Origin of the sequence: Corynebacterium sp. HMSC055D05, assembly GCF_001810365.1 — a bacterium.
GTDB classification, from domain to species: Bacteria; Actinomycetota; Actinomycetes; order Mycobacteriales; family Mycobacteriaceae; genus Corynebacterium; species Corynebacterium coyleae.
In genome coordinates, this window is sequence record NZ_KV801051.1 from 97,647 (window position 1) to 118,365 (window position 20,719).

Below are 20,719 nucleotides of genomic sequence, written 5' to 3' on the forward strand. Positions count from 1 at the left end.
GTTTAGGCAAACGGGTTAATCCCAGTGCCGAACCACCACGCTGCGCCCGCTGCGGCCAAGCCGACAATCGCGCAGATCCAGGACGACGCCAGCGGGCGCTTCGCCCAGCCACGCGAAGCATCGATGCCGTAGCGGCCTGGGCCTGTGAACTGCACTGCGAGAGACACTGCCAGCAGCATGACCGGCACCCACGTTTCCGGCGTCCAGGCGAAGACGTTAAAGCCATCCGTCTGACCGTTGAATGCGTGCAGCGCCAAAAAGCCGGTGACGGCGATCGCCACAGCTGCCGCAATCGGTCCGAGCAGACCAAGGACCAAGAACACGCCGGCCGTGAGTTCGAGGGTGGGAACAACAACAGCCAGGCCGTTGCCGTACGGGTAGTTGGCGAATGCATTTTCTAGGCCGGCGATACCGTCGTTGCCGCCGAGTCGGAAGAACACTGCGACGGAATCAATAATCAGGTACGCGCCGAGGAACAGACGCAGCAGCAGCAAGCCGAAATCAGTCGTGCCACGGCGGGCGTCTTCCTCCTCTACTGCAACCGGTGCCGGATCCACCGCAACCGGCTCGACCGGCTCCTCCGCATAGGTTGCGGGGGCTGCCGGTGCGATGGTTTCAGATTCACGGATGAACGCGGATGTCACCGGTGCCGGGTCGGATGAGTATGCAGACGCCGAGGGGACCGCAGTAGAGCCTGCGGACGGCGCAGAGGCTTGTGCTGCCTTATCGGCACTCAGGCGCACCTCGTCGCCCGTCTGGGAAGTCTGCGGAAAAATCTCCGTCGCAGCATCCCCCTTGTATTCTGGCACGTCAGCGACGTTTTCCAGGTTGTTCAGATCGTCGGGTGTGAGATCGCGTGGGTTTTTAGCCATGGCCTACAACTTAGGCGAAAACTTCGCTGTGATTTGTCAACTCGCCGGGGTGCGCTGCACCGATGTCAACAAACCTAGTTAGCCAAGCCCGTGTAATGGTGTTACCCTGCTACGCGCTCTAAATCTTTTACGCAAATTTATATAAGGATTGTTTATCGATGAGTAAAACGCTCAAAGTCGCCCTCGCGCTCGTGGGCCTGACTGTCGGCGCTGGTTTTGCCTCCGGGCAGGAAGTCATCCAATACTTCCTTGCCTTTGGCTACAAGGGCATCATCGGCGCCGCCATCGCAGGTGCCGCGATCGCAATTTTCAGTGGTTGGGTCTACCAGCTCGGTTCCTACTACATGGCCGATGACCACAGTGCCGTGTTCAAGAGTGTCTCGCGTCCGTGGATTGCTAAATACATGGACATCACCACCGTGTTCACGCTGTTCTGCATCGGCTTCGTCATGGTCGCCGGTGCTGGCGCGAACCTCGAGCAACAATTCGGCCTGCCAACTTGGGCCGGATCGACCATCATGGTTGTGCTGCTGCTCCTGTCCGGTCTTCTTGACATCGACAGGCTCACGAACGTTTTCTCCTTCATCACGCCGCTGCTGATCATCTGCCTGCTCGCCGCGTTTGTGATCACACTGACGAACATCCCGTCCGACTTCGGATACATCAACGAGATTGCACAGCAGAACCAAAGCGCATCAGGCACGTTTGGTAACTGGCTGATCACCGCGTTGAACTACGCAACCCTGGTCATGATCATGGACGTTTCCATGATGCTCGTCTTTGCTGGCTCCCACATGAACCCTGCACAGGCCGGTAAGGGTGGCCTGCTGGGCGGCATTATGTTCGCTGTTTTGCTGCTGATCCTCACGTTCATTCTGTTCTGCAACATGGCAGACGTGATGGACGCAGACATGCCGCTACTGATGGTCTTCGACAACATGCACCCGGCAGTGGGCGTGTTCGTCTCCATTGTCATCTACCTGATGATTTACAACACCGCCGTCGGCATGTTCTACGCCAGCGGTCGTCGCCTCAGCCACGACAAGCCGGGCAAGTTCCGCCCGTACTACTTCGCGGCGGTTCTCGTCGGCTACGCCCTGTCCTTCATTGGCTTCGCTGACCTGCTTGGTTGGGTTTACCCGGTTCTGGGCTACCTCGGTCTTGCCCTTGGCATTGCTATGGGTGTGGCTTGGTTCCGCGACCGCAAGAACATCCAGGAGGAGACGGGACGCCGCGAGCGTCTTGCAGAGCTTGCCGAGACCGCGCTCGATCCGGAAGGCGAGCCGCTGACCCGCGCCGAGCGCAACGAAGTCGACGAGCTCACCGGCGATTCCCACATGGGCGGCCAAGACCTGTGGCAGTCCGTCCAGGAAGAGGTTGCTGCGGATCTGCACGCGGACTCTTCCAGCGAATTCGATATCGCGGACGTGCCTGCGCTCGATCCGGAGTCTGAGTCCTACGAGGGCGCACCCGATACCCCGGGCGACGAAATCCACTGGAAGTCCTACGAGGAGATGTACAAGACTGGCGAGTTCCCGGCCGTCAAGCCTCAAAACAAGTAGCACTGCTTGACGACGACTCCCCCCGCCCCGGCCATCCACCACACTGGCCGGGGCTTTCGCGTTTCGCGGTTACATCTCCCAGGGATTAACTAGCTCAACGCCCATCGACTCAAAGCCAGGGGTATTCCGTGTCGCAACGATAAGGCTATGTACTTGAGCGGTAGCAGCGATAAAAGAATCCGCAGTCGCTTTCGGGTCCGGGACGTGCATCGCAGCCGCCACAGAGGCTACGTCCTCATCAAAAGGAAGAATGCGCCCTTTGAATTGAACTTTAACTTGACCATTGAACCAGTCGCGCAACCTTTCAGCCTGCACTGGATCCGTACGTTGCTTGAGCAGAATTCCTCTTTCGATCTCAAAAACTGAGATGGAAGAGATGTATACGTTTCCCTCTGCCAGGTTGTCGGCCCAACTCGCCACTCGAGGATTCACTCGGCCGGGCGGCTTCCGCAGCTCACTAATAACGTTGGTATCGAATAAATACCTCACAGGTCGAGACTCCGCACTTTAAATTCAGCTCGTGGAGGGTCGAATTCTATATCTTCATCCTTCATTTGAACTGCTTTCACCCACCCAGTTTCTGACGATGAGAGCCGACGATAGTCGTCGATCGACAGCAGAACGTGTGACGGCTCCCCACGATCAGTAATGATCACAGGGTGATCCAGCGCGGCGCGCTTCGCGGCACTGACATCCCGATTGAATTCTCTGGCGGAAATAGCGGTCATAACACACCTCCCTGCAGGTACGTACCTACAGGATATGCATTGTTACCATTACCTACAACCCACCAAAGAAGAACCAGCCGGCCCCGTACGTAAGTCGGGGCCGGCTGAGTGGTGCTTCGCTGAAGGTTACTCGGCGAGCTTCTTGGCGATCAACTGGTTGACCTGGCCCGGGTCTGCCTTACCCTGGGTGGCCTTCATCACGGCGCCGACGATTGCGCCGGTGACCTTCTTGTTGCCTGCGCGGTACTTCTCCACGATGTCCGGGTTGGCAGCAAGTGCTTCGTCGACAGCCTTTTCAATGGCGCCGTCGTCGCGCACAACCTCAAGACCACGCTTTGCGACGACCTCATCAACGTTTCCGTCACCCTCAATCACACCGTCAATCGCCTGGCGACCAAGCTTGGTGGTCAGCTTGCCTTCCTTGACCAACGCAACGACGCGTGCGACGTCGTTCGGGGTAACACCGAGGGCGTCCAAGTCCTTGCCTGCTTCATTGGCCTTGCCGGCGATGTAGGACACCCACCAGGAACGAGCCTCGTCCGGGGTCGTGCCAGCTTCCACTGTGTCCACGATGAGATCCAGCGCACCAGCGTTGACCAGGTCACGGAATTCCTTCTCCGGCAGCTGCCACTCCTCCTGGATGCGAGCGCGGCGCACCCACGGCAACTCGGGCAGGGTCGCACGGATTTCCTCAACCCACTCCGGCTTCGCGATCACCGGCGGCAGGTCCGGGTCGTTGAAGTAGCGGTAGTCGGATGCCTCTTCCTTCGGACGTCCCTTCGAGGTGGAGCCGTCCTTCTCCTGGTAGTGGCGGGTCTCCTGGACGATCTCCTCGCCGTTTTCCAACGCGGCAGCCTGGCGCTGCATCTCAAAGCGCACGGCCTGCTCGACCGACTTCAGGGAGTTGATGTTCTTGGTCTCGGTGCGGGTGCCGAACTCTTCCTGGCCGACTGGGCGCAGGGACACGTTGGCGTCGCAACGCATGCTGCCCTGGTCCATACGAGCGTCGGAGACACCGAGCGCCTTGACCAGCTCGCGCAGTGCACCGACGTATGCCTTGGCCACCTCGGGTGCGCGCTCGCCGGCACCGATGATCGGCTTGGTCACGATCTCAATCAGGGGCACGCCTGCACGGTTGCAGTCCACAAGCGAAGCGGTAGCACCGGTAATACGACCGGAAGCGGAGCCCAGGTGGGTGAGCTTGCCGGTGTCCTCCTCCATGTGCGCACGCTCGATCTCCACACGCCACTCGGTGCCGTCCTCGAGGACGACGTCCAGGTAGCCGTCGTACGCAATCGGCTCGTCGTACTGAGAGATCTGGTAGTTCTTCGGCTGATCCGGGTAGAAGTAGTTCTTGCGCGCGAAGCGGGAAGACTCCGCAATCTTGCAGTTCAGCGCCAGGCCGATCTTGATTGCCCACTCCACACCCTTGGCGTTGACCACCGGCAGTGCGCCCGGCAGGCCGAGCGAAACCGGGTCAACGTTGGAGTTCGGCTCCGCACCAAAATGGGCGGAGGCCGTGGAGAACATCTTCGTCTCAGTTGCGAGCTCGACGTGCACCTCAAGGCCCATTACCGGGTCGTACTTTTCCAGTACCTCGTCGTAATCCATCAGATCGTAGGCAGTCATGCGGGCCATTCTACTGCCCCACCCGTTGTGCTCGCGCTCCAGCTCGCCGTGGCGAAATTTACCTAAAATAAAACCTCCTTCAAGACTGAGAGGTGCGGAGGATGGACAACGAATTACTTGCACAGATGACTCGCGCCTACGAGGCTTGGATGCCCCGACAGTTGCGCGACTGGTACCAGCGAGACGAACGCCTCCGCCTCGCGCGAAAGGAAATGCGCCCGCACGCGGAGCACGTAGCTAACCGCGAGTTCGGCGTGGGATTTCGCGATCACCTCAACAGCATCGACGGGCCGAACGTCGAGGACCCGCTGGCGTGGGCAAACCGGCACGTTAAGTTTGCCGACGGGCACTGGTGTGTGGCCGGAATCCGGTTTCTGGGATTGGACCCGAAGAAACCGTTTGTGCATGTCGTCGCTACGTCTGTGCCTCCGGAACTCGACGGGTTAGCACCGTATGCGCAGCACTTGCACTACGAGTTCGCTGATTTTGCGCCGGTTGCAATCCGGTTCGAATTGCCCAACCCGCCGGAGAGCGCCGATGTGGATCAGTGGATCGTTGCCGGCCTCATCTCCGAACTGCGCGCTGCACCACGCCGTCCGCAGAGCCACCTGGTGCGGCTTATTCCAGCAGCTCCTGAGGAGATGACGGGGTACGCAGATGAGGTGCTGGGAAACATCGTGAAGCAACGGCCCGAAGTGGCGACGTGGACTGAAGCAGCGACACTGCCGCAGTTACAAGGCTGCGCGGAAACCGGTGCGATGTGCGCAGTGAAAATCGGAGGCAAACGGGCCGGTGTGATCGCTGCCGCGCGTGACGATGCCAACGGCATGCGGGGGTTTCAGGTCTACGAGTTTCTTCTCGACGACCACGCGCGCGGCCGCGGCCTCGCCCCCGCTGCAATGCAGCACCTGTGCGACGTTCTTCCCGCGCACCCCGGCGATACGTTGTGGGGAACGATTCATGCGGGCAATGGGCCGTCGCTAGGCAATGCGCTCGCTGTTGGTCGCGAGAAAATCGCCGCGTTTGTGTGGGTGGAACGTCGCGGCGATCTCTAACGCGTTGCCCTAGACCGTCAGAGGCTCAGCGCTGGGTGCTGTTTTCCCGGAGCGCTTCGCGCGGTCGTCGCGAAGACGCATGACCATGGCGAAGATCCCGCCCGACAGGGTATGCCACACAGAGAAGATGACACCTGGCAGGGCGGCCAGCGGGGTCATGTACTGCACCGCCAGCGTCGCGGCAAGACCGGAGTTTTGCATCCCGACCTCCACCGCGATGGTGCGCGAGGCCGATTCTGTTTGCTTCGTTCCTTTGCCGGTGAAGTAGCCAAGCGCGTAGCCGAGCAGATTGTGGATCATGACAGCCACCAGCACGAGCAGGCCCGCTTCGACGATCTTGTCCCGTGAACCCGAGACGATGATCGCGACGATGGCGGCAATGGCACCAACGGAAATCCACGGCAGCGCGGGCAGAATGGCCTCTGCGATCTTCGGCAGGAAGAACGTAATCGCCAGGCCGAGCAGGACAGGAAGCAGCACCATCTTCACCGTTGAGATCGCCATCGAACCCGCACTTACCGGTAGGTACTGCCCCGCCAGCCACAGGGTGAGCAGTGGCGTGAAAATCGGCGCGAGCAGCGTAGACACCGTGGTCATCGCAACCGACAGCGCCACATCACCGCGGGAGAGGTACGTAACCACGTTGGAGGTCGTGCCACCCGGAGCGCAGCCGACGAGGATGACGCCTGCGGCGATCTCCGGCGGCAGTTTCAGCAGCCACGTGATCAGCACGGCGAGCACCGGCATGATGACAAACTGCGCGATCACACCGATGAGCACAGGCATTGGGCGCTTCGCGATGATCGCAAAATCAGCAACCTTCAACGTCAATCCCATGCCGAACATGACCACGCCCAGAAGCCAGGTTGTCCACCCGGTAATCGGCGCAACAACAGACGGGGTGAAGTATCCGATGCAGCCGCCGACAACGACGAGGATCGGGAAGACAACAGAGGCGATCAGGGCCGAACGATCTTCGGCGGTGGTCGCCCCACCACTCGATTGACTCATAGCGTGAGATTCTACTCTCACATTATGGACTCTCGGGGCGGTTTTGGAGATTGCGTTAGGAAACCCCAGCGTGGCTTAGGTGAACATCGCCTTTGCGGTGGCGTAGCGGCGCTCGGGCACCGTCTTGAGCTTTGCCACGGCTTCCTCGAGCGCAACAAGTTCAATGTCTTCGCCACGAAGAGCCACACAGCTGCCGAAGTTGCTGTCGTGGGCTGCACGGGTGGCGTGCACACCGTCGCAAGTAGCCAAGCACTGTGGTACGCACGTCGTAGCCCAGGCGCTTCTTCATCTCGTCGCCAAGGCCAGCGTCCATCGTGCCTTCCTTCGGCACCGCACCTTCGGCGACGACGATGATGCCGTACTTCTCCCCCATTTGGAAGCGACGCTCCATCGCTTTGCAGATCTCTGCAATATCGAACGGCTCCTCGGGGATCACGGTGTAGTGCGCACCACCTGTCGTGCTCGCGATACAGCTCGCCCCGCCTCTGCACCCACACAAATGCCGCCGTCTTCTCGCGGTCAACAGCGAGCGCATTGCCTATCGACGGCCCATTGCCCACGTGCACTGTCCCCCACAAAGTGTCGCCGGTTTGGGCCTGCAGGACGTCGCAAAGCAGCTGCTCCAGGGCCGCGGCCTCCGTCCAGGTGCACACTTCGGGCCGTTGCCTGAGGCTGAACGTGCCATCATTCGCGAGCGACAGGCCGAAGGTTTTTCCAGAGCCAAAGCCCGCGGTGTCTACAAAGGTCGGGCAGGCAAAAGCTCTCCGCGACAAACAGCTAGCTCAGGCGCGCAAGTGGGTGAGTGAGGGGATAACGAAAGCCGAAGTTGCCCGACGGCTCAATGCAGGAAGAACCACCCTCCGTTAATACTTTTCTTCCAATGGAGAGACTTGGAAATTTAATGACACCCTTGGCGCGGACATTCGCACTGATCCCACCTTGTTGCCATAATGGAAATCGGTTACACTGTAGGCAACTTGAAGGAAGGATCGCCAAAATGACTGCAGGTCGCTTCACCGACAGAGCCCAAGCCAGCCGATCAGCATCGCCTCAAAAGGTCTCCAAAAAAGAGGGGTACTGGATCTTGTTGATGTCGGGATTGACATTTCTCTTCGTGAGCATCCACCTAATCTCGCAGACCTCTTCCTCCGTATGGCTGTCCGTAGCTTACGTACTATCCCCTTTCCTCTATCTCCTGTCGACCCTTGCCGTTGCGGTGGGGATCAGAGAAACAAGGAAGGTTCAACCCTACGGATGGAAAAGGGCTTACGTGGCCGCCACTCTCCTATCGATTGCCGTTGTCGTGATCGGCGAATGGAGCTGGGCAAACACGAGCGGAGACGCGAATCCCCCGGCAGTGGCTTTTCTAATTGCTGCGCTGACGGCCATCCCGTTTGCGGGGCTTGGCGCCTGGAAAGTTAAGTCGGGTAGCTAGTGGAGATCAGTCAAGCCTTGGAGGGGATCGACCCCCTCCTTCATTCGCCCAACAGGCTGGGGGTAATGGCGTGCCTAGCGTCGGTAGATTCTGCTACATACCAGACGCTAAAAGAACACCTAGACCTCAGCTATCCTACCTTGTCAAAAAGTATTAGCGCTCTCGAAGACGCGGGAATGGTCAGCGTTGCGAAGGGATTTGTAGGAAAGAAGTCCACAACTGACCTCTCCCTGACTAGGAAAGGTCGCCAATCGTATTCCTCATATCTCGCATGCCTTGACCGTATAGTTATGGGCTTTTCCGCACACACAGAATAGTTGAGAGAAGAGACCATCTTTAACCGTGAATGGGATGGAAGTGCCCTAAAACTCAAGAGCACTACTCATCGAATCGGAAGATCCAACAATCCCCGTCCCACTAGGTTTATGCTCCTCCGCCGACATCCTCGCAATTTCTTCAACCCAAGACCGAGAGGGAAGGACAGATGTGCCGATAGCGCAACATTTCGCTCTCGCGGTAGTCAAGTCCCGTGAGCTTCCCGGTGTCGCGGGTCTCGTCGGCTCGATCGCGGTCACGGTCCTGCTGTGGGTGCTGCTGATCTGGCTTTACCGCCGTTCCCGCGCTGTCGCCTCCCAGACCTCCCGGTAGCTCTCAGCGAGCGTGGCCACGGTCTCATGCGCGTTGAGCCCGCTGGGGTTGCCCACCACCCACACCGGCACTCCGGTGAGGGTTTCGGGTTGAAGGCCGCGGGTGGCCTTTGGTCGTCGATAGGCATCGCGGTATGCCCCGATGCCTGCGAACATCACAGCTCTGGGCTGATGCTTTTCGACGACACTCCGCACCACCTCCCCTCCCTCCACGAGCTCCGCCTTGGAAAGGTCCGACGCTTTCGGCGTCATGCGCCCCACCAGGTTGGTAAACCCGATGCCGCGCTCGGCGAGCATGGCCGCGTCTTCCTCCGATAACCCCTCATTGGCGTGGACACGGTATGGGGTGATGTCTGCGGCCTCCAACGCCGGCCAGAAGCGATTTCCCGGGTAGGCAAACGGCGCGTCCACCTCCTCGGTGAGGCGGCCGGGGTTGATGCCGACGATGAGCAGGCGGCAGGGGTTAGGAATGCGGTTTTTCATAGCATGCGCGTCCGGGTGCTATGTAAACATCGCCTTCGCGGTGGCGTAGCGACGCTCCGGGACCGTCTTGAGCTTTGCCACGGCGTCCTCGAGCGCAACAAGTTCGATGTCTTCGCCGTGTAGGGCCACACAGCTGCCAAAGTTGCCGACGTGTGCCGCTCGGGTGGCGTGGACGCCGTAGCGGGTGGCCAACACGCGGTCGTAGGCGGTCGGCGTGCCGCCGCGTTGGATGTGGCCAAGCACTGTAGTGCGCACGTCGTAGCCGAGGCGCTTCTTCACCTCGTCGCCAATGATCTGGCCCATGCCATTAAAGGTTTTGTGGCCGAACTCATCCTCTTCACCAAGGCCGGCGTCCATCGTGCCCTCCTTGGGCACCGCGCCTTCGGCGACGACGATGATGCCGTACTTCTCCCCCATCTGGAAGCGACGCTCCATCGCTTTGCAGATCTCCGCAATATCGAACGGCTCCTCCGGGATCACGGTGTAGTGCGCCCCACCCGCCATGCCCGCATGCAGGGCGATCCAGCCGACGTGGCGGCCCATGACCTCCACGATCAGGATGCGGTTGTGGGATTCCGCGGTGGTGTGCAGGCGGTCGATCGCGTCGGTGGCCACGGACACGGCGGTGTCGAACCCGAAGGTGTAGTCGGTCGCGGCAACGTCGTTGTCAATCGTCTTCGGCACGCCCACAACCGGGATGCCATTGTCGGAGAGCCACTTCGCACCCTTGAGCGTGCCCTCACCACCGATGGCGATCAGTGCGTCGATGCCAGCATCGTCCAAGTTGGCCTTAATCGTGTCGATTCCAGCCTTGAACTTGTCCGGGTGCAGTCGCCCCGTGCCTAGAATCGTGCCGCCGCGTAGAAGCAGGGAGTCCATGTAGGCGTCGTCGTAAAGATCGACCCTGCGGTCCTCCATCAAACCGACCCAACCGTCGCGGTATCCAACGACGGTGGAGCCGTATTCGGTGTTCGCGGTACGGACCACGCCGCGGATAACGGCGTTGAGTCCGGGGCAATCTCCTCCAGAGGTCAACGTGGCAAGTCGCATGCACGCCAGCCTAGCGCGCTGCGCCTGCCCCTGCCCGCGGCGCAATGCGTATCGACGACACCACGCCCACCACCATCGCCACAACCGGCAACACCAGCGCCTTCGACGCCGTCACATCGATCTCCCCGGAGGCGAGCACTGCCCCCACAAGTGCCACGCCGAGCACGCTGCCAACCTGGCGCGCGGTGTTGTACAACCCGGACGCAGCGCCGGTCTGTCCCTCGGTGATGCCGCGCATGGTGACTGCCGCGTTCGGCGCCCAGACAAACGCGCCGCCGATACCCAGCAGCGCCGTGACTGCGGTGAACCACCACAGGTTAGCGCCGGCGTTGATGAGCGCGATCGCCAGCACCAGCGCCACAGCGCTGAGCGTGAACCCGATCGCGCAGAGTTTGCCGGGGTTGCGCCGATCCGTCAGGTAGCCGGCCACCGGGGTGAGCACCAGTGCGAACACCGACATCGGTGCCGTGATCAGGCCCGCCGCCGAGGGCGAGGCCCCTGCGACCGTCTGCAGCCAGTACATCAGCGGGATAAACATCGAGGCGACGGTGAACCCCATGGAGGCCACGCCGAGCGTGCCCAGTGAAAAGGCGCGGTCCGAAAGGAGCTCGATTGGTAGGAACCCGTCATCGGTGCCGTTGCGTGCGGACTGCACAAGCACGCCCAGCAGCAGCACACCGAACAGGATCGAGGGCCAATAGCCGAACTGGATGCCGTAGACCAACAGCCCAAGCCCGCCGAAGGACAGCACGACCGGTAATAAGGTGACCCGCTCCCCTGTCGTCGTCAATCGCGGCAGCGCGATGACACCGGCGACCAGCGCAACGGCGCCTAACCCAGCCTGGGCGTAAAACGCCGCACGCCAACCCTGGGACTGCGCGATTGCACCCCCAACCACCGGCCCGATGAGCGAGGCCACCGAACCGATCACGCCCCACACGGCGAACGCGCGTCCCTGCTTGTCGGCGGCAAACACGCGCGGGATCAGCCCGAAGGCCTGCGGTAAGAACACCGCCGCGCCGAAGCCCTGAAGCGCACGCGCGACGATCAGGGAACCGAAGGACCACGACGCACCTGCCAGCGCTAGTGCCGCCACGTAGACGGTAAGGCCGGCGAGGAACATGCGGCGTTGCCCGAAGGCGTCGCCAAGCCGTCCCGTGGCCGGCATGGGCGCGACCGTGCACAGCAAGTACACACTGGTCAGCCACACCGCGCCGCCGACCTCGTACGGCAGAAGCGGGGTGATCACGGGCATAAAGCCCTGATCAATCAGGACAAGAAAATACCCCGCAGCCAAGGCTGCGAGGGTATTCCAGGGATTAACGGCCGGCTTCAAATGCGGCACCCACGCGGTAGAGCCGTGCGTCCTCGAACGCCGGGGCGATCAACTGCAGACCAACCGGAAGGTCGGTATCGGAGGCGTTGCCCGCCGGAACCGACATGCCCGGCAGACCCGCCAGGTTCAGCGGCAGCGTGAACAGGTCGAAGTTGTACATGGCCAACGGGTCATCGACCTTCTCGCCCAGCTTGAACGCGGTCGACGGCACAGACGGCGCCGCGATGACGTCGCAGCCCTCGAACGCCTTGGCAAAGTCCTGCGCGATCAGGGTGCGCACACGCTGTGCCTGCAGGTAGTAGGCGTCGTAGTAGCCCACCGACAGTGCGTAGGTGCCCAAGATGATGCGACGCTTGACCTCAGCACCGAAGCCTTCGCCACGCGTTGCGGCCATCACCTCTTCTGCGGAGCGGGAGCCGTCGTCGCCGACGCGCAGGCCGTAACGCATGCCGTCGAAACGCGCGAGGTTCGAGCTCACCTCGGACATCTGGATGAGGTAGTACGCGCCCATGACATCGTCGAAGCTCGGGCAGTCGACCTCGACGATCTCTGCGCCCTGGCGCTCGAGCTGTGCGTAGGCGGCGTCGATGGCCTCCTTGACACCTTCCTGGGTGCCGGGGCGCTCGAACTGCTTCACGCGGCCGATCTTGACACCCTTGAGGTCGCCGGACGCACCCTCACGAGCAGCGTCGGCACACGCCGGAACCTCGCGGTCCACGGAGGTAGCGTCGAACTCGTCGTGGCCAGCGATGATCTCGTGCAGCAGCGCAGTATCAAGCACATTGTTCGCGCACGGGCCGACCTGGTCAAGCGAGGACGCACAGGCGATCACGCCGTAGCGCGACACGCCACCGTAGGTCGGCTTCACGCCAACGGTGCCGGTCAGCGATGCCGGCTGGCGGATCGAGCCGCCCGTATCGGTACCGATGCCCAGCGGGGCCTCACCAGACGCAAGCGCTGCAGCGGTGCCACCGCCGGAACCACCCGGGACGCGCTCCAGATCGTGCGGGTTCTTCGTCTGCTTGTACGCGGAGTTCTCCGTGGAAGAGCCCATGGCGAACTCATCCAGGTTGGTCTTGCCCAGAATCGGGATGCCAGCGGCGCGCAGCTTCTTGACCACGGTGGCGTCGTACGGGCTCATGTAGCCCTCAAGCATCTTCGACGCAGCCGTCGTCGGCGCATCCGTGGTCACCAGCAGGTCCTTCAGCGCCAGCGGCACACCAGCAAGCGCCGAGGCCGGCTCCTCGCCGTTCTTTACCTGCTCGTCGACCTTGTCGGCTGCAGCCAGAGCCTCTTCGGCGCCGACGTGCAGGAAGGCTCCCAGCTCGTCGTCAATCTCCGCGATACGGTCCAAAAACGCCTGAGTAACTTCGCGCGAGGTGACCTCACCAGCCTGAATCATCGCTGCAAGTTCGTGCGCTGGCTTTGCGACGAGCCCCTCTGCCGGAATCGTGTACTGCGTCATCGTTTAGTCTCCCTCTCCGAGAATCTGCGGCACCATAAAGCGGTCGTCCTCCACAGCCGGCGCCTGATCTAGCGCCTGCTCCTGCGTCAGCACCTTCTTTTCCACATCGGCGCGCATACCGGCGTCGATGGAGTGCGGGTGGCTCATCGGGGTCACGCCCTCGGTGTCCACGCTTTGCACCTTCGACACTGCTTCCACAATCGTGTCCAGCTGCTGGGCAATCGTGTCCAGCTCCTCGTCTTTCAGCGCAATTCGCGCCAGGCGTGCGATGCGCGACACCTCGTCGCGTGAAATCTCAGCCACAGTCCCATCCCTTCGGCATAACGTGGGTTGCGATTAACGCGCCTTATCTTACGTCACGTCGTGCCACCGCCTCTCCACCCCCAGTTGCTATAAATAAGGCCATGTCGTACCTCATCCGCGTTTCACTCCCCGATGTGCCGGGCAGCCTCGGCCAGCTCGCTGAGGCGTTCGGCATCGTGGAGGCCGACATCAACTCCGTGGACATCGTCGAGTCCTCACTCGACGGCACCGTGACCGACGACATCGTGGTCACCCTGCCCACCGGAGTCATGGTGGACACCCTGATCACCGCCGTCGCATCCGTCGACGGCGCCGAAGTGGACTCGATCCGCCCCTTCACCGGGCGCGTCGACCGCCGCGGACAGATCCAGATGCTCGCCCAGATCGCGGCACATTCCGGCAAACAGGCCGACACGCTCGAAGAGTTGGTCAACGTCATGCCGAAGGCCGTCACCTCCTCCTGGGCGGTGGTGCTGAACAACTCCGACGCCGGTTTGGAGCGCGTCGCTGCCTCCTCCGCCGCGCCCGAGGATGACGGTTCCACCCCGCAGATGCCCGCAATCGAGGGCGCGCGCATCTTGCAGCCCGATTTCGACGAATGGGTGCCAGAGTCTTGGTTCCAGTTGGACACCGCCCTGACCGTGGCACCCCTGCACGGCACCGACCTCGTGCTCGTCGTCGGCCGTGTGGGCGGGCCCGACTTCTTGGCCTCCGAGGTGCGCGAAGTCGGCGATTTGGGCTACATCATCGGCGCGATCCTGCGCTAGCGCAGACCTCAGCCGTTGCATGCTTTCTAGAATTCTGTAATTCTAGAAAGCATGCAACCGATTGAAGCACGCGTCGCCGCGCTCGAACAGGCCTCATCGCCCGAGTCCACCTCACTCCCCGGTTCCGGAGCTGAGGCGGACCACGGAACAGTCACCTTCAAAGGCGACGTGGAGCTTCCGACCGGCACCTACTCCTACGAATGGATCCGCCCAACAGCGTGGATCACGGACCAACCGTGGGACGACGCAATGGACCGCATCGCCGCGCTCGCGCACCCCGTCCGCGGCGCCATCTTGCGCCACCTTTTAGCTGCACCGGCGAGCGTGACGGAGCTGGTCGAATCTGAGCTGGTTTCCTCCACCGGCACCGCGTACCACCACCTGAAGGAACTGCAGGCCGCCGGCTGGGTGCGCAAGCAGGGCGGGATGTTCGAGATTCCCCCGGCCCGCGTTATCCCGCTCATGGCGATCGTGATCGCCGGAGAGGACCACTGATGCGCGCTACCAACATTGCTGCCGGCGTAATCGCCGCCGCCATCGCCGCCGCGTTGATGCTCTCCACCGGCCCCCGCGACATTTCCGTGGCCTCTGAACACACCGGCGATACCGAGATATCCTCTGCCCTCGAGCGCCTCGCAGAGGACGGCCACCACAATCTCGCCGCCTTCACCTACGACGACGGCGAAGTCCGCTTCGGCGGCCTCGGCGCCGACGAGCACAATGACTTCGAAATCGGCTCAATCACCAAAACATTCAACGCGGAGCTTGTCCGCCAGTTCATCGACGCCGGCGAGCTCAGCCTGGATACTCAGGTGCAGGAGCTTATCGACGTCCCCTCCGCCCCCGTCGCCGATGTCACCATCGAGGAGCTGCTCAACCACACCTCCGGGCTCGCCCCCACCGAAAGTCTGAGCCTCGCGGACATGTTCGTGGCGAACATCCGCGACGGCGGCAATCCCTACCGGCGCGACACACCGCAGGACATACTCGACGCCGCCGGTTCCGCCGAGCTGAACAACCGCGGCGAGGAACAATACTCAAACTACGGCCACGCGCTGCTCGGCCAGCTGCTGGCCATACACGCCGGCGTGCCCTACGACGAACTGCTGTGCACCCGAATCTTCGAGCCCGCTGGCATGACGTCGACCTACGTGGCGCTACCTGGCACCGTCGACGAAGCACCGACAGGCCTGGCCGCCAACGGGCACCCCGCCGGCCCGTGGGACATGGACGGCTGGGCCCCGGCTGGCGCGATCCGCTCCACTGCTGCCGACATGGCCAAATACGTGGAATGGGTGTCCTCGCACGGTGTGCCCGACTATGGCTGGGCAAGCCTCGACGAAGGCGGTGAAGAAATCACGTTCCACAACGGCGGCACCGGCGGTTTCCGCACCATGCTGGTCTGGGACCCGGAACGCGCCGACCACAGTCGCGCCGCGTTCGTCGCGGGCGACACCGAAGCCTGGGTAGACGCGCTCGGCATCGACCTGATGGAGGAAACCCGATGATCGCACTCGTCATGATTCTGCTGCTCCTTGCGTCCTCGACCTTCGGCGCCGTGCGGAACGCCAAGGGCCCCATCTACGCCCTCGTCAACGCGGTCATCACCGCAGTGGTGATGTGGTTGCTCTCATTCGGCGTGAACTGGAACGGCCAGTTCCCCATCTGGCTGTGGTGGGCCCTCGCCGTCTGGGCGGCAGCGCTGGTCGGCCTCAGCGCCGCGCGCCTTACACAAGCGCGTCGGGGCCGCCCTCGAGCAGTTGCACGAACTGTTCCTCGGTAAGAATCGGCCTGCCCAGCTCTTCGGCTTTCGCTGCCTTGGAGCCGGCGTTTTCACCGACGACCACATAGTCGGTTTTCTTCGACACCGAGCCTGCCGCTTTGCCACCGCGGGACAAGATTGCTTCCTTGATTTCGTCGCGGGTAAAGCCCTCAAGCGTGCCCGTGGCCACGATGGTCAGCCCCTCCAGGGTCTGCGGGGCGCGTTCCTCTTCGTCGGACTCCATGGTCACGCCGGCGGCCGCCCAGCTATCGACGATCGCCTGGTGCCACTCCACCGTGAACCACTCCTTGAACGACTCCGCAATCACCTCGCCTACGCCGTCGGTTTCTGCCAGGTCTTCCACGGGGGCGTCGATAAGCGCCTGCATCGAGCGGAAGCGCGACGCGAGCGCGCGAGCCGCGGTGGGGCCGACATGGCGGATGGATAGCGCCACGATCACGCGCCACAGGTCGGCGTGCCGCGCGGTTTCCAGGTTGGCCAGGAGCTTCTTGCCGGAGGCGTTGACCTCGCCGTCCTTGCGGGTGTACACGCTGGACTTTTTCAGGTCCTCCTCGGTGAGGTCGAACAGCTTCGCTTCGTCCTCCAGCACCCCGGAGGCAATGAGGTCGACCGCGCCCTTCTCCCCGAGCGCCTCGATGTCGAAGGCACCGCGCGAGGCGATGTACTCCAAACGCGTGGCCAGCTGCGCCGGGCAGGAGCGGGTGTTCGGGCAGCGCCAGTCTGCATCACCCTCCTTCGCGGGGGCGAGCTTCGTGCCGCAGGCCGGGCAGTTTTCGGGGTAGACGAACTCGCGCTCGGTGCCGTCGCGAAGATCCGCAACCGGGCCTAGTACCTCCGGGATGATTTCGCCGGCCTTGCGCACCACCACGGTGTCGCCGATCATCACGCCCTTGCGCTTAACTTCGTGCTGGTTGTGCAGGGTTGCCATGGACACCGTCGAGCCTGAGACGAACACCGGCTCCAGCACCGCGTACGGCGTCGCGCGGCCCGTGCGCCCGACGGAGACCTCAATGTCGAGCAGTTTCGTGGTCACCTCCTGCGGCGGATACTTGTAGGCAATCGCCCAGCGCGGCGCGCGCGACGTCGCGCCAAGACCGCGCTGTTCAGCGACAGAATCCACCTTGACCACAAGCCCATCCATCTCGTGGATCGCATCATTGCGGTGCTCACCCCAGTACTTCACGGCCTTGAGCACATCGTCCGCAGTCTCTGCCCGGCGCGTGTACTCGGAGACCGGCAGGCCCCACTCGGCGAGTTTCTCGTACGCCTCGTGCTGGGTTGCCGGGTTGAAGCCTTCGCGCGCGCCGATGCCGTGGCAGATCATGCGCAGTTTGCGCTTCTTCACGTCCTCCGGATTCTTCTGGCGCAGGCCGCCGGCTGCGGTGTTGCGGGGGTTGGCGAATGGTTTGCCGCCTTCCTTTTGGCGCAACTCATTGAGTTCCGGGAAGTCCTCAGGCCGGATGAACACCTCGCCGCGCACCTCGAGGAACGCAGGTGCGTCGCCGGTGAGCTTGTGCGGGATGTCCTCGATGACGCGTGCGTTGGCGGTGATGTCCTCACCGGTGGTGCCGTCGCCACGCGTAGCTGCGCGGGTCAGTTCCCCGTTTTCGTAGATCAAATCGATGGACAGACCGTCGATCTTCAACTCCGTCAGGTACGGCCCCGGGGTCTTGTCCAGCCACTCGCGCATCTCCTCTTCGGAGAACACGTTGTCCAGGCTCATCATGCGCTCGGGGTGTGTCACGTCCGCGAACGCGGAATCGGCCGTCGGCGCACCGACTTGCTTGGTCGGCGAATCTGGCACCGCCAACTCCGGGTGCTCCTCCTCCATCTTCTGGAGGCGGCGGAACATCTCGTCGAACTCGGCGTCGGTAATCACCGGCTGGCCGTTGTAGTACAGGTCGCGGTGCTTGCGGACCTCTGCGGCTAGTTCGTCCCATTCACGGTGCAGATCAGCGGAAATTTCACTCACAAGGAGCAAGTGTAGGTGCTAAAACAATCTCTGCGTCGCTTGCAATCGGCCTCTCCAATTTCACCAGGTTGCATTCCACAAGGTAACCGAGCTGCTACTACAATGCGCTGGAAGAAGGGAGGCACACCATGACCGCAACACACGCACAATGCTTCGAAGCATCCAAGGCCTCGAACCGCGCCGCTCGTGCCTCAATGGCGCTTGAGGACCGGGCGGTTCCTAGCGACTACGAACCTTCCGAGCTTGAACAGCAAATTCTTTCCCGGCTTTTCGAGGAACGCGGATGGGGTTAGACCCCGGCTACGGCGAAACTCCGCTCGACGGAGATGAAATGAGTGCGCTCGAACCGGCGCTGCTCGAATACTTTGACCGTATCCCTGACAAGCTCACAATTCATAGCCTTGAACAGCAGACCCTTGCAGTTGCTCGTGCCCGGATGCTCGAGGTCATCGACAGTTCGGAACTTACTCTCGACGAGATACTGACAACATCGTTCCTTGTTGAGCTTCACCGCTTGCTATTTGGCGGCATCTGGACCTGGTCTGGTGCGTTCCGTCGCACTGGGCTCAATATCGGTGTTGATCCGCAGTTCATCTCCACTGAGTTACATGCTTCCTTCGGCAATCTTGGTTACCAAGCAGAGGCTTCGTTGCTCACAGCCAGGCAGCTAGGTATTGCAACCCACGCGGAATTAGTTCGAATCCATCCGTTCACTGATGGTAACGGGCGAGTCACCCGCCTCATGGCTGATCTCGTTTTTGCAGCGTCGCAGGATCTTCCTCATACACATGAGTACGACTGGAATCTGGATAAGACTTCGTACATCGATCTGTTGCGCACTTATGACCTCAATCGGGATCCGACTCCGCTCTCCAGGTTTATCGGAGTCCGCAAGCTCGATTAACGACTTTGGCTCACTCGTTTCGGCGCGCTCGTTACAATGACCGGCATGGCCACATTCGATGCCTCCCGCATGCTCTCCTTCGACCTGGAGACCACCTCCGCTAACCCGCGCGAGGCTCGCGTGGTCACGTCTGCGCTAGTGCGTATCGACGACGGCGTGGTCGACGCCAACGAAACCCTCGCCGATCCCGGGATTGAAATCCCCGAGGAAGCCGCCAAGGTGCACGGCATTACGACGGAGAAGGCGCGTGCGGAGGGTCGCGACCACGACGAGGTGGTGCGCGAGACGGTCGAGGCGATCAAGAAGGGCTGGGAAGACGGCCTGACACTCGTGGTGTTTAACGCCCCCTATGACCTGACGGTGCTGCGCAACCTCACCGGTGATTTCACCGTCACCGGCCCTGTGTTCGACCCGCTGGTGGTCGACCGGGCGAAGGACCGCTACCGCAAGGGCCCGCGCAACCTGACCGCGATGTGCGAGCACTACGGGGTGCGCATCGACAACGCCCACGAGGCAACCGCCGACGCGTTCGCCGCCGCACGTGTGGCGTGGATGCAGGTGCGCAAGGCCTACCCAGACCTCGCCGAGATGGAGTCTGGCGATCTTATGGAGTGGCAGGCCGTGGAGTACTTCCGCATGCAGACCGACCGCAAGAAGTATTTTGAGGCCAACGGTCGCGACGCCTCGGGTGTGCTCACCGCCTGGCCAATGCAGGGTTAAAGCGCTACTACTGGCTTGCCAGTTCTTCGTGCATCTCGCGAGCGGCAGCGTAGTTGCGTGCGCTCCCAAGAAGTGTGTCGGCCGGGTTGGCGTACACATCGATCTGGGTCTGTGCCGGGTCGATCTGTAACTCGTCGAACACGCGGTAGAGCTCGCGCGGCTGCATGGTCGGGATCGCGATGCGCGCCCCCGTATCGAGCAGACGTGCCAGTGCATCACGGTTGCAGGTGCGGGGGTCGGTGGTCTGCCACGGGGTGTCGTCGATAAGCACAGGTGTGTGCAACAGATGCTCGCCGAAGCGGTGCAGGGTCTCCTGTGGCTCAGGGATAGCCGGGATGGCTTCGTAGTCGGTCGCGCCTTTGAGCGTGCCAGCCATGACGTCGCCGAGGCGCGGCTCATCGAGTTGCAGCACCGTGGCGCCGAAGCGGCCGGCGACATCGCTGCGGTGCTGATTAGATGCTTCGAGCAGCGCGTCGGTGAGGTCGCGCAGCGCGCCGGGGTCCGTGATCATGCGGTGGCCGTTGGCCATCTCCACCTCGGCGGCGAGCGTGAACGGGCCGGCAAGCTGCACCTTGACCGTGTCTACCTTGCCGTGCCAGAGCTCCTCGAGGTGGTCGAGGTCGCGCGCCATGCGGTCGGCGTCTGCGCGCTTGCGGGCGGCAACGCGCCACCCGCGCGGGCCCGGCGCGATTGGGATTTCTAGCAGCGCTGCGGTGCGCCCAATGAGATCGGAGCCGACGCCGCGGTCCGGCAGTTGCGGGATGTGTGGCAGCGGCGACTCGGAAAGCACCACGTCCGCGGCTTGCGCGAGGTCGGTGCCGGGCAGGGGCCCGAGGCCGAACGCGGTGGTAGGAAGTGTTGTCACGGCGCTGATGTTACGCGGTAGCGCCTAGGCACTGCTCAACGCATAGTCTGACACGTCCCTGCTGCGCTACTTCTTTTGTCGCCCGATCGCGCCTTCGTCTGCTCCCACGCCCCGCCAACCGCTTTCTAGACC

The 20,719-nt window shown here is 62.2% G+C and carries 23 protein-coding genes and 1 pseudogene; 11 read left to right on the plus strand and 13 right to left on the minus strand.

The genetic code is table 11. From position 1 onward, the window contains the following. Positions 1–2 precede the first annotated feature (2 nt). A complete protein-coding gene (locus HMPREF2734_RS03800; protein ID WP_070452316.1) occupies positions 3–872 on the minus strand; it encodes a DoxX family protein in 870 nt (289 codons plus the stop codon). Positions 873–1,030: 158 nt separating this feature from the next. Between HMPREF2734_RS03800 and HMPREF2734_RS03805 the strand changes: the two genes are divergently transcribed. Then, positions 1,031–2,434 (plus strand): YkvI family membrane protein, encoded by a 1,404-nt coding sequence (locus HMPREF2734_RS03805; protein ID WP_070422981.1) that lies wholly within the window; start codon positions 1,031–1,033, stop codon positions 2,432–2,434. 69 nt (positions 2,435–2,503) lie between these two features. Here HMPREF2734_RS03805 and HMPREF2734_RS03810 read toward each other — a convergent pair whose 3' ends face one another. The 3 genes from HMPREF2734_RS03810 to gatB form a co-directional block, all read right to left on the minus strand. Next, entirely contained in the window at positions 2,504–2,923 is a 420-nt protein-coding gene (locus HMPREF2734_RS03810) for a type II toxin-antitoxin system VapC family toxin (protein ID WP_070422982.1), read from the minus strand. Next, a complete protein-coding gene (locus tag HMPREF2734_RS03815; protein ID WP_070422983.1) occupies positions 2,920–3,162 on the minus strand; it encodes a type II toxin-antitoxin system Phd/YefM family antitoxin in 243 nt (80 codons plus the stop codon). Before HMPREF2734_RS03815 ends, HMPREF2734_RS03810 begins: the two co-directional genes overlap by 4 nt. 126 nt (positions 3,163–3,288) lie before the next feature. After that, positions 3,289–4,791: an Asp-tRNA(Asn)/Glu-tRNA(Gln) amidotransferase subunit GatB gene (gene gatB, locus HMPREF2734_RS03820; protein WP_070569418.1), complete on the minus strand. Its 1,503-nt coding sequence runs from the start codon at positions 4,789–4,791 to the stop codon at positions 3,289–3,291. Positions 4,792–4,892: 101 nt separating this feature from the next. On the opposite strand from gatB, the gene HMPREF2734_RS03825 reads away from it, so the two are divergent. Continuing rightward, positions 4,893–5,846 (plus strand): hypothetical protein, encoded by a 954-nt coding sequence (locus HMPREF2734_RS03825; protein ID WP_070569329.1) that lies wholly within the window; start codon positions 4,893–4,895, stop codon positions 5,844–5,846. A gap of 9 nt (positions 5,847–5,855) precedes the next feature. Here HMPREF2734_RS03825 and HMPREF2734_RS03830 read toward each other — a convergent pair whose 3' ends face one another. Further along, entirely contained in the window at positions 5,856–6,857 is a 1,002-nt protein-coding gene (locus HMPREF2734_RS03830) for a bile acid:sodium symporter family protein (protein WP_070569332.1), read from the minus strand. A gap of 75 nt (positions 6,858–6,932) precedes the next feature. Next, a pseudogene (locus tag HMPREF2734_RS03835) lies at positions 6,933–7,323 on the minus strand (6-phosphofructokinase); the annotation flags it as partial. Between the two features lie 531 nt (positions 7,324–7,854). Between HMPREF2734_RS03835 and HMPREF2734_RS03840 the strand changes: the two are divergent. Together HMPREF2734_RS03840 and HMPREF2734_RS11520 are read left to right on the plus strand one after the other, a co-directional pair. Continuing rightward, a complete protein-coding gene (locus tag HMPREF2734_RS03840; protein WP_070452306.1) occupies positions 7,855–8,292 on the plus strand; it encodes a hypothetical protein in 438 nt (145 codons plus the stop codon). After that, a complete protein-coding gene (locus tag HMPREF2734_RS11520) occupies positions 8,292–8,609 on the plus strand; it encodes a transcriptional regulator (protein WP_070771757.1) in 318 nt (105 codons plus the stop codon). The genes HMPREF2734_RS03840 and HMPREF2734_RS11520 overlap by 1 nt, the downstream gene beginning before the upstream one ends. 288 nt (positions 8,610–8,897) lie before the next feature. Here the strand turns inward: HMPREF2734_RS11520 and HMPREF2734_RS03845 are convergent, their stop codons facing one another. Genes HMPREF2734_RS03845 through gatC form a run of 5 tightly spaced genes read right to left on the minus strand, consistent with a single transcriptional unit; the run spans position 8,898 to position 13,576 of the window. Beyond that, a complete protein-coding gene (locus tag HMPREF2734_RS03845) occupies positions 8,898–9,422 on the minus strand; it encodes a mismatch-specific DNA-glycosylase (RefSeq protein ID WP_070569338.1) in 525 nt (174 codons plus the stop codon). Between the two features lie 18 nt (positions 9,423–9,440). Next, complete coding sequence (locus HMPREF2734_RS03850) at positions 9,441–10,472, minus strand: ATP-dependent 6-phosphofructokinase (RefSeq protein WP_070569341.1); 1,032 nt, start codon at positions 10,470–10,472, stop codon at positions 9,441–9,443. A 10-nt stretch (positions 10,473–10,482) separates the two neighbouring features. Continuing rightward, positions 10,483–11,769, minus strand: a complete 1,287-nt coding sequence (locus tag HMPREF2734_RS03855) for an MFS transporter (RefSeq protein WP_246816776.1) — start codon at positions 11,767–11,769, stop codon at positions 10,483–10,485. A 22-nt stretch (positions 11,770–11,791) separates the two neighbouring features. Next, positions 11,792–13,273, minus strand: coding sequence for an Asp-tRNA(Asn)/Glu-tRNA(Gln) amidotransferase subunit GatA (gene gatA / locus HMPREF2734_RS03860; protein ID WP_070422993.1), 1,482 nt, complete (start codon positions 13,271–13,273; stop codon positions 11,792–11,794). A 3-nt stretch (positions 13,274–13,276) separates the two neighbouring features. Next, positions 13,277–13,576, minus strand: coding sequence for an Asp-tRNA(Asn)/Glu-tRNA(Gln) amidotransferase subunit GatC (gatC, locus tag HMPREF2734_RS03865; RefSeq protein WP_070422994.1), 300 nt, complete (start codon positions 13,574–13,576; stop codon positions 13,277–13,279). A gap of 101 nt (positions 13,577–13,677) precedes the next feature. Between gatC and HMPREF2734_RS03870 the strand changes: the two genes are divergently transcribed. The 4 genes from HMPREF2734_RS03870 to HMPREF2734_RS03885 are packed head-to-tail and all read left to right on the plus strand — an operon-like array spanning position 13,678 to position 16,126. After that, positions 13,678–14,343, plus strand: coding sequence for an ACT domain-containing protein (locus HMPREF2734_RS03870; protein WP_070569345.1), 666 nt, complete (start codon positions 13,678–13,680; stop codon positions 14,341–14,343). 51 nt (positions 14,344–14,394) lie between these two features. Continuing rightward, complete coding sequence (locus tag HMPREF2734_RS03875) at positions 14,395–14,838, plus strand: ArsR/SmtB family transcription factor (protein ID WP_070569348.1); 444 nt, start codon at positions 14,395–14,397, stop codon at positions 14,836–14,838. Then, positions 14,838–15,851, plus strand: coding sequence for a serine hydrolase domain-containing protein (locus HMPREF2734_RS03880; RefSeq protein ID WP_070569351.1), 1,014 nt, complete (start codon positions 14,838–14,840; stop codon positions 15,849–15,851). The genes HMPREF2734_RS03875 and HMPREF2734_RS03880 overlap by 1 nt, the downstream gene beginning before the upstream one ends. Continuing rightward, complete coding sequence (locus HMPREF2734_RS03885; protein WP_070569354.1) at positions 15,848–16,126, plus strand: hypothetical protein; 279 nt, start codon at positions 15,848–15,850, stop codon at positions 16,124–16,126. The genes HMPREF2734_RS03880 and HMPREF2734_RS03885 overlap by 4 nt, the downstream gene beginning before the upstream one ends. Here the strand turns inward: HMPREF2734_RS03885 and ligA are convergent. Then, positions 16,071–18,098: an NAD-dependent DNA ligase LigA gene (gene ligA, locus HMPREF2734_RS03890; protein WP_070569421.1), complete on the minus strand. Its 2,028-nt coding sequence runs from the start codon at positions 18,096–18,098 to the stop codon at positions 16,071–16,073. The two genes, HMPREF2734_RS03885 and ligA, sit on opposite strands and share 56 nt — an antisense overlap. 128 nt (positions 18,099–18,226) lie before the next feature. Between ligA and HMPREF2734_RS11975 the strand changes: the two genes are divergently transcribed. Genes HMPREF2734_RS11975 through HMPREF2734_RS03900 form a run of 3 tightly spaced genes read left to right on the plus strand, consistent with a single transcriptional unit; the run spans position 18,227 to position 19,722 of the window. Further along, entirely contained in the window at positions 18,227–18,391 is a 165-nt protein-coding gene (locus HMPREF2734_RS11975; RefSeq protein WP_168163596.1) for a hypothetical protein, read from the plus strand. A gap of 38 nt (positions 18,392–18,429) precedes the next feature. Next, positions 18,430–19,002 carry a Fic family protein gene (locus tag HMPREF2734_RS03895; RefSeq protein ID WP_168163597.1) on the plus strand — a complete coding sequence of 191 codons (573 nt, stop codon included), beginning with the start codon at positions 18,430–18,432 and terminating at the stop codon, positions 19,000–19,002. Between the two features lie 45 nt (positions 19,003–19,047). After that, positions 19,048–19,722, plus strand: coding sequence for a 3'-5' exonuclease (locus HMPREF2734_RS03900; protein ID WP_070423028.1), 675 nt, complete (start codon positions 19,048–19,050; stop codon positions 19,720–19,722). Between the two features lie 7 nt (positions 19,723–19,729). Here the strand turns inward: HMPREF2734_RS03900 and HMPREF2734_RS03905 are convergent, their stop codons facing one another. Next, positions 19,730–20,587, minus strand: coding sequence for a uroporphyrinogen decarboxylase/cobalamine-independent methonine synthase family protein (locus tag HMPREF2734_RS03905; protein ID WP_070569360.1), 858 nt, complete (start codon positions 20,585–20,587; stop codon positions 19,730–19,732). Positions 20,588–20,719: the final 132 nt, after the last annotated feature.

Excerpts from the sequence above, each read along its gene's own strand:
- gatB (WP_070569418.1), bottom strand. The coding sequence starts at position 4,791 with ATGACTGCCTACGATCTGATGGATTACGACGAGGTACTGGAAAAGTAC.
- gatA (WP_070422993.1), bottom strand. The coding sequence starts at position 13,273 with ATGACGCAGTACACGATTCCGGCAGAGGGGCTCGTCGCAAAGCCAGCG.
- HMPREF2734_RS03900 (WP_070423028.1), top strand. The coding sequence starts at position 19,048 with ATGGCCACATTCGATGCCTCCCGCATGCTCTCCTTCGACCTGGAGACC.
- HMPREF2734_RS03875 (WP_070569348.1), top strand. The coding sequence starts at position 14,395 with ATGCAACCGATTGAAGCACGCGTCGCCGCGCTCGAACAGGCCTCATCG.
- HMPREF2734_RS03805 (WP_070422981.1), top strand. The coding sequence starts at position 1,031 with ATGAGTAAAACGCTCAAAGTCGCCCTCGCGCTCGTGGGCCTGACTGTC.
- HMPREF2734_RS03880 (WP_070569351.1), top strand. The coding sequence starts at position 14,838 with ATGCGCGCTACCAACATTGCTGCCGGCGTAATCGCCGCCGCCATCGCC.
- HMPREF2734_RS03845 (WP_070569338.1), bottom strand. The coding sequence starts at position 9,422 with ATGAAAAACCGCATTCCTAACCCCTGCCGCCTGCTCATCGTCGGCATC.
- HMPREF2734_RS03830 (WP_070569332.1), bottom strand. The coding sequence starts at position 6,857 with ATGAGTCAATCGAGTGGTGGGGCGACCACCGCCGAAGATCGTTCGGCC.
- HMPREF2734_RS03825 (WP_070569329.1), top strand. The coding sequence starts at position 4,893 with ATGGACAACGAATTACTTGCACAGATGACTCGCGCCTACGAGGCTTGG.
- HMPREF2734_RS03815 (WP_070422983.1), bottom strand. The coding sequence starts at position 3,162 with ATGACCGCTATTTCCGCCAGAGAATTCAATCGGGATGTCAGTGCCGCG.
- HMPREF2734_RS03850 (WP_070569341.1), bottom strand. The coding sequence starts at position 10,472 with ATGCGACTTGCCACGTTGACCTCTGGAGGAGATTGCCCCGGACTCAAC.
- HMPREF2734_RS11975 (WP_168163596.1), top strand. The coding sequence starts at position 18,227 with ATGACCGCAACACACGCACAATGCTTCGAAGCATCCAAGGCCTCGAAC.
- HMPREF2734_RS03800 (WP_070452316.1), bottom strand. The coding sequence starts at position 872 with ATGGCTAAAAACCCACGCGATCTCACACCCGACGATCTGAACAACCTG.
- HMPREF2734_RS03840 (WP_070452306.1), top strand. The coding sequence starts at position 7,855 with ATGACTGCAGGTCGCTTCACCGACAGAGCCCAAGCCAGCCGATCAGCA.
- HMPREF2734_RS03870 (WP_070569345.1), top strand. The coding sequence starts at position 13,678 with ATGTCGTACCTCATCCGCGTTTCACTCCCCGATGTGCCGGGCAGCCTC.
- HMPREF2734_RS03885 (WP_070569354.1), top strand. The coding sequence starts at position 15,848 with ATGATCGCACTCGTCATGATTCTGCTGCTCCTTGCGTCCTCGACCTTC.
- HMPREF2734_RS03895 (WP_168163597.1), top strand. The coding sequence starts at position 18,430 with ATGAGTGCGCTCGAACCGGCGCTGCTCGAATACTTTGACCGTATCCCT.